Genomic DNA, 12,968 nt, shown 5'->3' with positions numbered 1-12,968 from the left:
GTGGCCCCGCCCGCGCAAGAACATGCAGCTCGCACGGGCAGGAACTGATCACCGGTTCTCGCGATGTCGCCTTCTCGCTACCAGGAGGCAGATGAACGCGAGTGCTGCGGCAACCGGGACCGGGGAAAGCGGCAGGGTCAGGCCCGACGAATCGGACTGAACCGTGAAGACCATATCCTTCGCCTCGGTCGTTTTGCCCTCGAAGACGGCACAGGTCTTCATCGTGTACTCCCCCGGCTCCGTCGGGGTGTAGTACGCGGTCAGGGGATCCTCCGAGAAGACCAGAACCGTCATCTCGTCGCCGGTGATGACATCGATAAGGCTGTCGCCCCGGTAGATCTCGCCCGAGAGTTTGGCTCTCGTTGCGATGGACCCCGAGTTCTTGAAGAGCCCGGTGATCTTGATCGGTTTACCGACGACAAGCGCCCCGTCGTAGTTGAGATCGACCAGTTCACCCTGCCGGGTCAGGGATCCCAACGGCAGAATTTCAAAGGTCCGGCCCTCATTGGCCAGTACCTCGCCGCGGAGCAAGACCGTAACGTCCGCCTGGCAGGTTCCAGCGGCAAGTCCCTCGTTGGGCCAGTGCACCACGATCTGTTCCGTAGTGCCGGGGCGAACCGGCGTCTCGGCCCAGGTCGCGGTGTCGATGACCGACCCGTCACGGGAGACGACGGCGGCGATCTCAGGGGTCACCGCGACGTTCCCGGTGTTCTTGAAACCGACCTCGATACCCAGCGGGACATCCACCTCGGTGTTTCTCACCACGATGCTCGTGACTTCGCCCGAGATCTTCTCGACATCAGTCACCGAGATCTCCAGGGCGGACTTCGCCTGGAGGATCATCCCCACTGAGCCGGGGATCTCTTCGCCGGGCACCGTCTCAACGACGACCGTTGCCGTATAACGGCCGTTCGCCGCATCGTCAGGAACCGTCACGTCCATCAGAACAGGGGTCTGGCCTTTCTCCGGGACGTAGACCTTCTCAATCTCCTCATCACCATCAACGGCAGAGAACCGGAGCCAGTCCCCTGCGGAACCTTCGGTCTTGAGGACCACCTCAAAACCCGTATCGGAGGGGTTGAAGACGGTCAACGACCGCTCGAAAGACCCTCCACGCAGCCCGTTCTCTATCGTCAGGCTGGAAGGTCCAACGGCTATGCCTGCAGCACTCACGGGCTGGCAGACGAGCACCGCCACCAGTACGATGGCAGCGACCGTCACCACCCTTCTTCTCAGATTCATCGCCTCTCCTTCTTCTCAGTTGTCTTGGGCTACGTTCTCGCAGCCATAAATGCCGGTTGTTGCGCCGCAGAACGGCGCAAGCCCGGCGGGATAGTCATAACCTGTACTGCACTCGATCTTACTCGAGAATCTCGTCGTCATCGCACGACGGAACAGCCCCAAGGATCATCGTGCCGGTCTTCTCACCGGTGGTTCCCTTGAAGACCTCGATGTAGAAGTCGAGCTCGTCCTGGTCGCAGAGCGTGAGGGCGTTTGGCAGGACGACGGGCTCGAAGGGCTCGTAGTAGGCCGCGTTGGCGTTATCGTTGCCCATGCGGGCGCCCCACTCGACGTTCCAGCCGTTCAGGCTCTCTCCAAGCTGCATGTCGTCCTGCTGGATGGCGACCTGCAGGTGGGTGTTGCCGATGTTGCGGACGGTCGGGCGGTTGTCACCCTCGCTGAAGACGGTGTTGCCTGCAACCCACTTGGGCACGTTGATGTTCACGCTGCCGTAGTTGACCGAGCTGAAGTCGATGTCAAAGGCGGTGACGGGCACGTACTCGAAGGTGTTGTAGAGCGGCTCGGCCCAGTTGTTGTTGTGGTCGATGGCGTTCGCCTCAACGCAGTAGTCACCAGCGGGAGCGCAGTAGCAGAGGTCAGCCTGGCCGACCCAGAGAGCGGCGGTGCCCTTCTCGAGGTACTCGGTGAGGATGAGGTTGGCGTCGTAGCCCTCGGCAACGGTCAGCAGACCGCGGTCCAGAGCCCGCTGGAAGAGCGTCACGGCCTGGTCCTGGTTGTTGACCTTCGTGCCCATCACCTGGTACACGAACGAGCCGTTGCCCCAGCAGTTCTCCGGCTGGGAGACATCCCAGGAGACGACGTTCACATCGCCGTTCTCCTCATCATCGTAGACAACAGCGTAATATTTAACAGTCTTCACGCCGTTGTACGTTACGGGGGGCAGGAACTGGCTTCCCGGGATAGCGTGTGTCGGATCGCCGTCTTCCCAGGATCCAGTGGTGTCAGATTCCCATTTGCAGAGCACAATGGGGACTTCTCCTCCCCCCGTCGCAATCTGGGCCAACGTTTCGACATCTTCTCCATCTACGGGGGTGCACATCGGCACCACTTCCGCCGACACCGGCAGGACCATGGCTGCCAGTATCATCATAACCGCGGTAGCGATACCTAGCGGTACTCGAACTTTCATCTCCAATCACTCCTTGGATTTGACTCCCGGGCGGTGGTTTACGAGACGGGTCGCCCGGCACAGTAGCATGACCGCTCTCCCGGATAACCGGGACGGCCCTGCCTCACCGGCCTGCCGGGCGCCCGTCGAGATTAACGTCTCCCCCCCCGGCTGGCCTCAGCGGCTACCGTGAGCAGGAGATATCCATCATCACATATATAGTTATCCCTGATCCAGGGTCCCGGAGGAATGTTGTGGACGGTTTTTAAAGGTTGTAGGGGGTGCTACGGGGATTGTTTATAAGCAACACATTATAAAAATAAATTTCACCGAATTGCCGGAATTATGGAAAAATCCGGGAGGGTTTGGTGTACATGGGAGGGAGGGATACCCGGGAAGCCGGATCGCCCCGGGATCTCGACTCACGATCCATTGGAGGGGCTGGTTTTGGAAACCGGAACGGATCACCCATTATTTAAAACCATACCTTTTTACTTCATGGGTTGCCGGCAACAGGGAGCTCCGGTTACGTGCCGCCGGAGCGCCCCGGCCTCCGCCGCACCCGCGGCTCCCCGAGCAGCCACCCGGCATACGGGACGCGGGAGAGGTGCCGCACCGCCCCGTAACTCACCACGGCCGCCGCGGCGAAGATCACCGGGTAGGTTTCCCAGTCCGCCCACGAGAGCCCCGTGAGGGAGGTCCAGGCGGCCGCACCGGCGGCGATGACGAGCGGGTGGACGAGGTATATCCCGTAGGAATGCTCCCCGAATAACCGGGAAGCAGCCGCACGCCGGCCCCCCCTCTCATCCAGCCGCCAGGCCGCGAGGACGAGCGCGGCGATGACGGGAACGTAGTAGAACGGCTCCAGGATCCGGTAGATGCAGAAGACCGCGAGAGTCGCGCCGGAGATACTCCCGTAGCGGAGCACGGTCGCCGCCCAGATGCCGCCGATGAGGAGGGCGCCCGCACCGGCCGCGGCGAGGATCCACGCCGCCGGGAGAGAGCAGAGCGCCGAGCGGCAGCCATCGGTATACCGGGCGGCGTGGATCCCGAGGACGAAGTAGAGGAGGTGCGACGGAAAGAGGCGGATCAGCACCGTGTACCACTCCGTGCCCGCGAACGCTCCCGCAAGGTGGGCGCCCGCGTTCCAGAGAATCTGGACGAAGAGGAGGGCGAGGAGGAGAAAGAGCGCCGCCCCGCTCCGGTCGAACCGGTCGTAGCCTCTCATGATCAGGGGGAAGAGGAGGTAGAGCTGGATGATCAGGACGAAGAACCAGAGGTGGTAGGCGGCGGTCCCGAGGAGGAGGGCTTCTGCCGCCATCTCCGGAGAGGGAACGCCGGCGAACCCGATCGTCCCCTCGACCGTCACCATGAGGTAGAGCGCGGTGAAGAAGAGGTAGGGAAGGAGGATCGTCCTCGCCCGGCGCCGGTAGAATCCACGGAGCGGGTAATCGCCGGAATACCGCGCCGCAAGCACCCAGCCGGATATGAAGACGAAGACCGGCACCGCGAAGTGGGCGGCGACGTAGATGAAGACGTTTACAAGCGCGAGCAGGTTAACGGCGGGGATCCGGGTGTAGTTCATGGAGATGTGGACGGCGACCACGGCGAGGGGCGCAAACCCCCGCATGTACTCGACCTCCCGGAACCAGACCACCGCAGCCACACCTCTCTATCGCCCGCAGGACAGAGGAACATTACCGGGAGGGTATATAACTGCCCGCACGCGCAACGGCCCAGGCACTAATAATACCAGACGACACCATCATATCCTGGAGAGTGAATCCATGCAGTACTCGGAAGGACAGGTCGGCAGGGTTTTTACCATCCGGATCGACAACGGAGAGGACTTTATCCGGGAGATCCAGCGGTTTGTCGCGGCGATGAACATCCAGAACGGCACGATCCAGTTCCTCGGGGCCGTCCGGTCGGCAACGATCGTGACGGGGCCCAAAGAGCCGGTCATCCCGCCGTCCCCCCGGGGCGAAGAGGTCTTCGGGGGCTGGGAACTCCTCGGGTTCGCGACCATCTACCCGGGGGAGGACGGGGCGTCCATCCACCTTCATGCGGCGGCAGGGAAGGGGATACGGTCGCTCGTCGGGTGCCTCCGCGAGAAGGCGGAGGTCTACCTGGTGATTGAAGCTATCGTCACGGAGTTCGTCGGCATCGCCGCAAAACGGCTCCCGGACGAGAAGACCGGCGTCGACCTCCCGGTCTTCGACCGGACGCTCCCATGACCGGCCAGCCAGAATACCTCCCGATGACGGTCGCGGAGGCGGAACGGCTCGGGATCGACCAGTTCGACGTCGTCCTCATCACCGGCGACGCCTACGTCGACCATCCCTCCTTCGGGACGGCGCTCCTTGGTCGGGTGCTCGTCAACGCCGGCTACTCGGTCGGCATCATCGCCCAGCCCGACTGGAAGAACGACGAAGATCTGAGGCGCCTCGGCGAGCCGCGGCTATTTTTCTCGGTCTCGGCCGGAAACGTCGATTCGCTGGTGAACGCCTTCACGCCGAACCTGAAACGCCGGCGTTCGGATGTCTACTCGCCGGCGGGGAGGCTTCTGCGGCCCGACCGGGCGACCCTGGTCTACACCGACCGCATTCACGCTCTCTTCCCAAAAACGCCCATCGTCATCGGCGGGATCGAGGCGAGCCTCCGGAGGTTCGCCCACTACGACTACTGGTCCGACTCCGTCCGGCAGTCCATCCTCGCCGACGCCCCGGCCGACCTCCTGGTCTTCGGGATGGGCGAGCGGCAGGTGGTCGCGGTCGCCGACCGTCTCGCCGCCGGGGAGACTGCGCGAGCCCTCACCGACATCCCCGGCACCGCTTATCGTGTCGAGAAGAAGACCTGGCGGGGCATCGACCAGTCCGGCTACGTCGTCATCCCCGGCTACCCGGAGGTGAAGGAGGACCGGTATGCTTACGCAAAGGCGTTTGCGATGCACTACACCGAGCAGGACCCGCTCCGGGGCAGGCCCGTGGCCCAGCCGCACCCGAAGACCGTCGTCGTCCAGAACCCGCCGGCGATGCCGCTCTCGAGCGACGAACTCGACCGGGTCTACGAACTCCCCTACACGCGCAGAGCCCACCCTTCCTACTCCGAACCCATACCCGCCCTCGAACCCGTCAGGTTCTCGGTTGTCACCCACCGGGGGTGTTTCGGCGCCTGTTCGTTCTGCGCCCTGACCCACCACCAGGGACGGATCATCCAGAGCCGGAGCGCGGACTCGGTCGTCCGCGAGGTGGAACGGATGGCGAAGATGCCGGAGTTCACCGGGGTCGTCCAGGACGTCGGGGGGCCGACGGCGAACATGTACGGCATCCACTGCGGCCGGTGGGAGACCGCCGGCACCTGCTCTGAGCGCCGCTGCATCGACTGCCCCGCACTCGACCGGAGCCACGAGGAACAGGTCAGCCTGCTCCGGCGGCTCCGGGAGATCCCGGGGGTGAAACGGGTCTTCATCGCGTCGGGAATCCGCTACGACCTGATCCCGGGAGACGAGGAGTATCTCGCCGAGATCTGCGCACACCACGTCTCCGGCCACCTCAAGGTCGCTCCCGAACACGTCTCGGAACGGGTCTGCGCCTGCATGGGGAAACCGCCCCGCAAGGCGTTCGACGCCTTCCGCGAACGGTTCGAGGTCCTCCAGGAGGGGAAGAAGAAACGCCAGTATCTCGTCCCCTACCTGATGTCCGGCCATCCCGGCTGCCGGATAACCGATATGGTCGAACTCGCCGAGTACGTCCGGGACACCGGGCTTTACACCGAGCAGGTGCAGGACTTCACGCCGACCCCGATGAGCATCTCGACGACCATCTACCACACCGGGCTCGACCCCTTCACCCTCGAAGAGGTCTACGTCCCGAGAGATCGGGAGAAACGTGTCCAGCGGGCGCTCATGCACTATCGCGACCCGGAGAACTACGGGCTCGTCCGCGAAGGGCTCCGCGCCGCCGGGAGGGGGGATCTCATCGGCAGCGCGTGGAAGTGTCTCGTCCCGGCGAAACGAAAGAAGAGAGCGTAAGGGTATCAGCGCAGGATCGAACCGGCGACAAACCCGGCGGCCATCGCGAGCGTTCGGTTCGGGATCCGGGGGATCAGCAGGGTCGTCACCGCGAGCGTGACCGCGAAGTTGGCCGTCGTCCCGGGGGTGAAGACGTCGCTCGCCATCCGCATCGTGCAGGAGCGCCATTCGCGGTGGGGCGATGAGGGGAGCGCGACCCGCTCCGCAAGGTCGCTCGCCTTCCGCATGGCCGTCGAGCGCCACGAACCCGTCTCCGATACACTCCGTCTGTAGGTCATGATAACCAGTGGGTGCAAAAGATTACTTATTCCTATGGTCGGCGAACTGCTTGCGGATCCGGCGCATGTGATTCCGGTGGCAGGAGGGGCAGAGGGCTGCAAGGTTCCCGAGGGTGTGGGGTCCGCCGCAGATCACCGGTAGCCGGAGGTCGAAGTATGTCGACCCGGCATCGAGCACGGCGCTGCACCCGGCGCACCGGTTGTCCTGCCGCTCAAGAACGGCCCGGACGGCCTCGTGCGTGAGATACGCGTCCCCGATCGGCGTATCGTCGGGATTGACCGCAACCGGGGTCCCTTGCCAGGATGTCACGCGGAGAAATTATTTTTCCGGACGATATACCTTACGGATGATTATGATTCGCAGCGAGCGGTAGACTATCCTTTCCCATATGGAGCGTTACGGCATCGGCTTTTACCAGGCTAGCCACTCCGTGATTCTCAAAAAACAGCCGCCGATCTCCGGTGAACAAAGAGAAAACATCAATTACCCAAAAGCGAAGATATTCCGGCATGCAGTACGAGATCACCGGAGACAACCTGCAGATGGTGAAACTCCGCCTCGCCCCCGGCGAGAAAGCCTGCGCCGAGGCAGGCGCCATGGTCAACATGAGCGGGAACATGCAGATGACCACCAATATGAAAGGCGGGCTCTTCAAGGGACTCAAACGGATGATGACGGGCGAAAGCCTCTTCATGACCGAGTTCACCCCACAGGATGGGGAGGGATTCGTCTCGTTCGCCGGGAACGTCCCGGGGAAGATCTTCACCCTCGACCTTAACGGGAACGAGTTCATCGCCCAGAAGGATGCGTTCCTCTGCTCCGAGCAGGGCATCGACCTCGATATCGCGTTCACGAAGAAGATCCGGTCGGGCGCGTTCGGCGGCGAGGGGTTCATCCTCCAGCGGCTCTCCGGCAGCGGGAAGGCGTTCCTCCACTGTTGCGGCGACATCATGGAGATGACGCTTGCGCCGGGCGAGGTGGTCAGGGTCGAGACGGGGCTCGTCGTCGGGTTCGAGAGCACCGTCGATTACAGCATCCAGCTCGCCGGCGGCGTGAAGACCGTCTTCTTCGGCGGGGAAGGACTGTTCCTGACGACGCTGACGGGGCCGGGCAGGGTCGTCCTCCAGTCGATGGATATCGCGAAACTCGCCTCCTCGCTGATGCCGTATCTCATCCAGAACTCATCGGGACAGTAACCTGATAGTCCGCGAGACCCAAGATCAGGGTATGATCCCGACGGCGGATATCGTCATGGTGGTGCACGGCCCGGAAGCCTTCGATGCCGGCGACGCCAGGCGGCTGATCGGGCTCCTCGCGCCCCGGCGGGTGCTGGTCGCCGGGATAATGGCCCGGACGGCCGCCGAGGAGTCGGGGCTTTCGGTCGTTTGCACGGACGAACGGCCGAGCGTGGTGTTCAGAGGGCTCTCCGGGCGCTCATGCCTGGTCAACCGGGGAAAGACCCCGGAGTCGGGGCGGATCTTCGGCGAGCTTGTCGCCGGCAGGCTCGGAGGGCTCGTCCACGTCGAGACCTCGAACGACACCGTCTACTGCTGGAACCGCGGCGACCGGGAACTCGCGGAGGAGATCGTCCGGCTGACGGGGTACGCCCTCGTCTGTGCGGAGAGTGACGGTGGCCGGCGGGAAGACGTGCGGGAGATCCGCGGGTGCCTGCCGGGGGAGGCAGTCTTCGTGAACGGGATCGTCATCGGGACAGCGACGGCGGAGACGGTCATCCTCGCAAGCGAGAACGGCAATCTCCGGGCCGTCTCGGGCCTCGATCCGAAACCGCACGGGTTTGAGAAACTCCTCCGGGCGGATCTTCCGGACATCCAGACGGCCTGGTGCAAGAGCGGGCCGGTGCGTTCGAGCCCGCCCCGGCAGGGCGAGCGGGCCCGCTGCGGGGGGAGGGTCGCGGTCATTGACCACTGCGGCCACACGCTCTACCGCGAGATCGGGGAGGATGTCTGCGGCGTCCTCGCGGTCGGCGACGATACCACCGCCGTCTGCGGGCATATCTGCTCGCATTCCGGTATCCCCGTCTTCGGCGTGGTCGACGGAGACGCCGACACCATCGTGAAGCCCGGGTACGCGCCCGGGTCGGTGGTGGTCGAGGTCCAGGACGGCCGCGACGACGATGTCGGGCGGGAACTTGCGGCCGTCCGGGACCTTGAAACCGACTCGTGGGAGGCGTGGGTCGAGGAGACGCTCCGCGTCCTCGCGGGGAGGGTGCGGGTCGTCCTCGATCTCCGGGGAGCATGAGCATGCGATGCGCCGAGTGTAAGGGAAGGGGGTTCTGCGGGCTCGAACGCTGCCCGATCATGAGCAGGTTCTACGCGCAGCTCCCGGTCCGGCAGAGCGACCGCTACCAGGGAGCCGCGCCGTCGGTCTTTGTGGGGAGTTACGGCTACCCGAAAGTCGCGGGGGGGCCGCTGATGATCGACGACGCCGACCATCCGCCGGACTGGGTGGCACGGGGCCTCGGGATCGAGGATATCGTGGGGCTCCGGGCCCGGACGATCCGCGGTGCCGGTGAGGCGAAGAACCTCTCCGGGAGCATCCGGGAGATCGCGCTCTCAAGCCTGCCGCTCGACGTGGAAGTCCGGTTCAACAAACCTGTCGCCTTCGACCTCCGGTTCGACGGGACGATCGCGCCGGTCGGGCTCACCGGCGCCATCAAAAAGATGGATGTCCTCGAGAACGCCCGGGTTGACCGTGCGGTCGACCGGGTGACCTCCGATACCGATCTCGGCGCGACCGACGCCTGCGAGATCCTCAACGCCTCGGGAACCGACGTCTACCGGATCACGCAACTCCTCACCGCCGGCCTCCTCGGGAGCGAGAAGAAGCGGCGCGTCGTCCCCACCCGCTGGGCGATCACGGCGGTCGACGACACGGTCTCAAAGCAGCTCAAGAAGAAGATCGCCCGCTACCCCCCGCTCTCCGGTATAGAGGTCTTCTCCGCCGCGCTCTACGGCAACCACATCGTCTGTCTCCTCGTCCCGGGGGACTGGAAGTTCGAGATGATCGAGGTCTGGGGAAAACAGTCGCTCTGGGGCGGCGGGAGCGAGACGATCGCCGTGGACGGCGAAGGGTTCACCAAGTCCGGCTACTCGCCGCTCGCGGGGGCATACTACTCGGCGCGCCTCGCGGTCGCGGAGTACCTGGAGAGCGTGCGCCGCTCGGCACGGGTGCTCGTGCTCAGAAACGTCACCGGCGACTACTGGGCGCCGCTCGGCACCTGGGTCGTGCGGGAGGCGACGCGGAACGCCATGCGGGGCGAGAAGACGGTCTGCGCCGACCTCCGGCAGGCGATCGGCGTTGCCTCCCGGCTGATCGGGTTTAACCACTGGCAGCCCCACAGCAGGCTCATCCCGGAACTCGTGACGCAGAAGACGCTGTTTGACTTTTGAATAATATAAGGTGCAAGTTGAGGAAGCCTGGGACCCTCACGCGAAGAACGTGAAACCGCAAAGGAGAGTCTGTCTTGGATAAACTGATCTTCGCGACTTCGCGTGAGATTTAATTGCTTTGCCTGCTGGCACGAGGTACCTACAGAGACCCCTGCCCATTCTTCTGCCGGGCGTAGCGCTCGACGAGGGTATCGAGGGTCTCGACCTCGTCGACGCTCTTGTCCTCGCGCACCCGGACGAACCGCGGGAACCGGAGCGCGTAGCCACTCTCGTAGTTCGGGCTCGTCTGGATCTCGGAGTAGCCTACCTCGAAGACCACCTCCGGCTCGAGCGTCACCTCCTTTCCGGAGCGGGCAATCACCCTGTCCTTGAAGAGCGCGTAGAGGTCGGCCAGCACCTCGTCCGTGATCCCGGTTGCAACCTTCCCGACGGGGAGGAGCCGGCCCTGGTCCTGCACCGCGAGCAGGAACGACCCGAACGTCCCGGCCCTCCGGCCCTCGCCCCACTCCGCCCCCACGACCACGAGGTCGAGCGTCTCGACGCCGGGTTTGACCTTCACCCAGAGCCGGCCCCGGACGCCGGGGGTGTAGGGCGAGTCGAGGACCTTCACCATCACGCCCTCGTGCCCGAGGTTCAGGGCTTCGGCGTAGATCGTCTCCGCCACGGCCGCATCGGCGGCCGGGAACTGCGGAGCGACGTGTGCACGGAGCACCTCATCGAGGGCTTTGCGCCGCTCCGCGAGGGGGCGATCCATCAGCGTCTCGCCGTCCAGGTAGAGGATGTCGAAGACCCTCGGCACAAGCTCGATCTGCTCCATCATCGAGTCCACCTCGTGCTTGCGCCGGAACCGCCGGATCACGTACTGGAACGGCATCGGCTTCCCGTCGCGGACGGCGACCGCCTCCCCGTCCAGGATGACGTCGTGATCGGTGGCTTCCAGGAGGAGGTTCGCGATGTCGGGGAGGCTCCCCGTGACGTCCTCCAGTTTCCGCGAGTAGATTCGGCAGACGCCGCCCACCTTGTGGAACTGGAACCGGCTCCCGTCGTATTTGTACTCGACCGCCACCTCGCCGTGATCCTCAAGCTGGGCGGCGATGGTGCCCGCCTGCGCGAGCATCATCTTCACCGGCCGGAACGGCTCGATCGTCACGCGGGAGAGCGCGTCGGGGTCGCGCCGGGCAAGGAGGGCGACCTCCCCGAGATCGTTCAGCGCCTGGTGGGCATGCTCGACCAGGCGGACGTCGACCTCGAACGCCTTCGCGACGGCGTCGCGGACGTTTCCTTCCCCCATCCCGATCCGGAGTTCTTCGAGCATCAGCCGCGCGAGGTAGCGGCCCTCGAGCGGCCGGGCGTTACCGAAGAGGCCCTCCGCCACGCGGAGTTTTTCCCGCTGCGACCGCTGCCCCTCGGCGGCCGCCATCCGCTCGAACTCCCGGTGGACGTCGGTGAGGTCGAGTTCCTCGATGAAGAACGACGTCTGCTCCTTCTTTGCAAGGAGCCCCTCGACGGCAAGGCCCACGTCGCCGGTCGTGTTGATCGCTTCGCGGACGGTCTCCCGCTTCGTCCCGACAACGTAGGCCACGGCGTCGTAGAGGAGGTTCGGGCCCACGCCGAGTTTTTTGGTGCTCCAGTCGGGGAAGACCCTGCCCATGACGAACCGGACGAAGACGGGGAGCTCCTCGTCGTCGAGCCGGGGGAGGACGGCGGCGACCTGCTCGATCATATCGAGGCGCCCGGGGGTCCCTTCAAGGCGCTCGCAGACTTGAGCGAACTCCAGAAACTGCATACCCATAATCTCCTGAAGTATTTCCCGGCGTGGCCAATCAACCCTTCTGTTCTGCCGCGGCCGGTTCGGCACGATTGATGTGGGAGCATCGCCTATTTGTATCCATGCACCAGGACGAAGAAACCAAAGAGATGCTCCGCGACCTCATCTGGCTCAACGCCCTGATAGCCACGGAGCTCATCCAGATCACCGAGAACACTTCCCAGATCCTCCGGAAGGCTGCTCCCCCGGAGTCCTGCATCGTGGAGCACGCGGCTCTCCGGGAGACGGCGCTTGAGATCGCCGACCGCTACAGGCCCGACACGATGCTCCGGCAGCACGTCGCTGAGCACCAGTGAAAATAGGTGATGCGGCCGCCGTCAGGCAGCGGCCGGCACCAGACCGGCATCCCTGACGACGAGATCCATCGTCTGAACCGCCTCTTCCGTCAGGTCGATGGTGGTGGTCGTGCCGTTCGCCGCATCGACGGTGCTCGCCGTCTCGCCGGGAGCCCCCATACCGGGGACGGTGAAGCCGTAGCCCTCCGGCGGGACGATCTCGACGGTGTAGTTCCCCGGGATGACGCCGCTGAAGATGTAGAGCCCTTCGCAGGCGTGGGCGAACGTCTCCGCGGTTGCGATCCGCTCCCCTGCGGCGTCGAGGAGGTGGGCGGCAACGCCGCTCAGGCCCCGCTCGCCGGGGCCCTGGACGCCGTCCGCGTCGGTGTCCAGAAATATCGTGCCCCCGATCGTGCCGACGGTTCTCTCATACACTGCACCCGATCCGGGCCGCGCCGGGACTGCGGCGCTTGCGATCGAACCGAAGACGAACGCTGATATGATGACTGCTGCAAGAACGCTGATAGATTTCATTCGATTCACCTCGTCTGCCCGGACGCCCCGGGCGTGTAACCCTGGTGATGAGGCCGCTGTGCCTGTCCATACCGATTTTTGGCGGACTGCAGGGTCGGGATTTTTTCCGATCCGGTACCGGCCCCGGGGTTCGGTTCCTGATAGGTTTTAAAATATATTAATATTTTTATACCTCTGAGTGAGATGGCCGGGGAGTCCA

General features: G+C 64.3%; 13 protein-coding genes. 6 read left to right on the top strand and 7 right to left on the bottom strand.

The window, feature by feature from the left end:
- Nucleotides 1-48: 48 nt before the first annotated feature.
- The 3 genes from FGW20_RS01240 to FGW20_RS01230 form a co-directional block, all read right to left on the bottom strand.
- Complete coding sequence (locus tag FGW20_RS01240) at nucleotides 49-1,242, bottom strand: hypothetical protein (protein ID WP_301676289.1); 1,194 nt, start codon at nucleotides 1,240-1,242, stop codon at nucleotides 49-51.
- A 118-nt stretch (nucleotides 1,243-1,360) separates the two neighbouring features.
- The gene (locus FGW20_RS01235) at nucleotides 1,361-2,161 is read right to left on the bottom strand and encodes a hypothetical protein (RefSeq protein WP_301676288.1); all 801 of its coding nucleotides are present in this window, start codon (nucleotides 2,159-2,161) and stop codon (nucleotides 1,361-1,363) included.
- A 775-nt stretch (nucleotides 2,162-2,936) separates the two neighbouring features.
- The gene (locus FGW20_RS01230) at nucleotides 2,937-4,067 is read right to left on the bottom strand and encodes an acyltransferase (RefSeq protein ID WP_301676287.1); all 1,131 of its coding nucleotides are present in this window, start codon (nucleotides 4,065-4,067) and stop codon (nucleotides 2,937-2,939) included.
- Nucleotides 4,068-4,197: 130 nt separating this feature from the next.
- Between FGW20_RS01230 and FGW20_RS01225 the strand changes: the two genes are divergently transcribed.
- Nucleotides 4,198-4,647 carry a PPC domain-containing DNA-binding protein gene (locus FGW20_RS01225; protein ID WP_301676286.1) on the top strand — a complete coding sequence of 150 codons (450 nt, stop codon included), beginning with the start codon at nucleotides 4,198-4,200 and terminating at the stop codon, nucleotides 4,645-4,647.
- On the top strand, nucleotides 4,644-6,443 hold the full coding sequence (locus FGW20_RS01220) for a YgiQ family radical SAM protein (protein WP_301676285.1): 1,800 nt from the start codon (nucleotides 4,644-4,646) through the stop codon (nucleotides 6,441-6,443). The genes FGW20_RS01225 and FGW20_RS01220 overlap by 4 nt, the downstream gene beginning before the upstream one ends.
- A gap of 5 nt (nucleotides 6,444-6,448) precedes the next feature.
- Here the strand turns inward: FGW20_RS01220 and FGW20_RS01215 are convergent, their stop codons facing one another.
- Both FGW20_RS01215 and FGW20_RS01210 read right to left on the bottom strand, forming a co-directional pair.
- Nucleotides 6,449-6,721 (bottom strand): hypothetical protein, encoded by a 273-nt coding sequence (locus FGW20_RS01215; protein ID WP_301676284.1) that lies wholly within the window; start codon nucleotides 6,719-6,721, stop codon nucleotides 6,449-6,451.
- Between the two features lie 22 nt (nucleotides 6,722-6,743).
- A complete protein-coding gene (locus FGW20_RS01210; protein WP_301676283.1) occupies nucleotides 6,744-7,031 on the bottom strand; it encodes an HNH endonuclease in 288 nt (95 codons plus the stop codon).
- Between the two features lie 200 nt (nucleotides 7,032-7,231).
- Here FGW20_RS01210 and FGW20_RS01205 point away from each other — a divergent pair, with 200 nt between their 5' ends.
- From FGW20_RS01205 to FGW20_RS01195, 3 genes are read left to right on the top strand one after another with little or no spacing between them, the layout of a single operon-like run.
- On the top strand, nucleotides 7,232-7,918 hold the full coding sequence (locus tag FGW20_RS01205; RefSeq protein WP_301676282.1) for a TIGR00266 family protein: 687 nt from the start codon (nucleotides 7,232-7,234) through the stop codon (nucleotides 7,916-7,918).
- Between the two features lie 31 nt (nucleotides 7,919-7,949).
- Nucleotides 7,950-8,981, top strand: a complete 1,032-nt coding sequence (locus FGW20_RS01200; RefSeq protein ID WP_301676281.1) for a DUF2117 domain-containing protein — start codon at nucleotides 7,950-7,952, stop codon at nucleotides 8,979-8,981.
- A 2-nt stretch (nucleotides 8,982-8,983) separates the two neighbouring features.
- Nucleotides 8,984-10,132 carry a hypothetical protein gene (locus FGW20_RS01195; RefSeq protein WP_301676280.1) on the top strand — a complete coding sequence of 383 codons (1,149 nt, stop codon included), beginning with the start codon at nucleotides 8,984-8,986 and terminating at the stop codon, nucleotides 10,130-10,132.
- Between the two features lie 139 nt (nucleotides 10,133-10,271).
- Here the strand turns inward: FGW20_RS01195 and FGW20_RS01190 are convergent, their stop codons facing one another.
- Entirely contained in the window at nucleotides 10,272-11,918 is a 1,647-nt protein-coding gene (locus tag FGW20_RS01190) for an ATP-dependent DNA ligase (protein ID WP_301676279.1), read from the bottom strand.
- A 104-nt stretch (nucleotides 11,919-12,022) separates the two neighbouring features.
- Here FGW20_RS01190 and FGW20_RS01185 point away from each other — a divergent pair, with 104 nt between their 5' ends.
- Complete coding sequence (locus FGW20_RS01185) at nucleotides 12,023-12,256, top strand: hypothetical protein (protein WP_048114358.1); 234 nt, start codon at nucleotides 12,023-12,025, stop codon at nucleotides 12,254-12,256.
- Nucleotides 12,257-12,277: 21 nt separating this feature from the next.
- On the opposite strand, the gene FGW20_RS01180 is transcribed toward FGW20_RS01185, so the two are convergent.
- Nucleotides 12,278-12,769, bottom strand: a complete 492-nt coding sequence (locus FGW20_RS01180) for an SdrD B-like domain-containing protein (protein ID WP_301676278.1) — start codon at nucleotides 12,767-12,769, stop codon at nucleotides 12,278-12,280.
- Between the last annotated feature and the right edge of the window lie 199 nt (nucleotides 12,770-12,968).

It is taken from the genome of Methanoculleus methanifontis, from assembly GCF_030464365.1.
Taxonomy (GTDB): Archaea; Halobacteriota; Methanomicrobia; order Methanomicrobiales; family Methanoculleaceae; genus Methanoculleus; species Methanoculleus methanifontis.
Note: the sequence above shows the minus strand (reverse complement) of the source record. Positions and strands in the feature narration are given on the sequence as shown.

Bases quoted from the DNA above. Each gene is read 5' to 3' on its own strand.
- FGW20_RS01240 (WP_301676289.1), bottom strand. From the start codon at position 1,242: ATGAATCTGAGAAGAAGGGTGGTGACGGTCGCTGCCATCGTACTGGTG.
- FGW20_RS01200 (WP_301676281.1), top strand. From the start codon at position 7,950: ATGATCCCGACGGCGGATATCGTCATGGTGGTGCACGGCCCGGAAGCC.
- FGW20_RS01180 (WP_301676278.1), bottom strand. From the start codon at position 12,769: ATGAAATCTATCAGCGTTCTTGCAGCAGTCATCATATCAGCGTTCGTC.
- FGW20_RS01225 (WP_301676286.1), top strand. From the start codon at position 4,198: ATGCAGTACTCGGAAGGACAGGTCGGCAGGGTTTTTACCATCCGGATC.
- FGW20_RS01195 (WP_301676280.1), top strand. From the start codon at position 8,984: ATGCGATGCGCCGAGTGTAAGGGAAGGGGGTTCTGCGGGCTCGAACGC.
- FGW20_RS01220 (WP_301676285.1), top strand. From the start codon at position 4,644: ATGACCGGCCAGCCAGAATACCTCCCGATGACGGTCGCGGAGGCGGAA.
- FGW20_RS01205 (WP_301676282.1), top strand. From the start codon at position 7,232: ATGCAGTACGAGATCACCGGAGACAACCTGCAGATGGTGAAACTCCGC.
- FGW20_RS01185 (WP_048114358.1), top strand. From the start codon at position 12,023: ATGCACCAGGACGAAGAAACCAAAGAGATGCTCCGCGACCTCATCTGG.
- FGW20_RS01215 (WP_301676284.1), bottom strand. From the start codon at position 6,721: ATGACCTACAGACGGAGTGTATCGGAGACGGGTTCGTGGCGCTCGACG.
- FGW20_RS01190 (WP_301676279.1), bottom strand. From the start codon at position 11,918: ATGCAGTTTCTGGAGTTCGCTCAAGTCTGCGAGCGCCTTGAAGGGACC.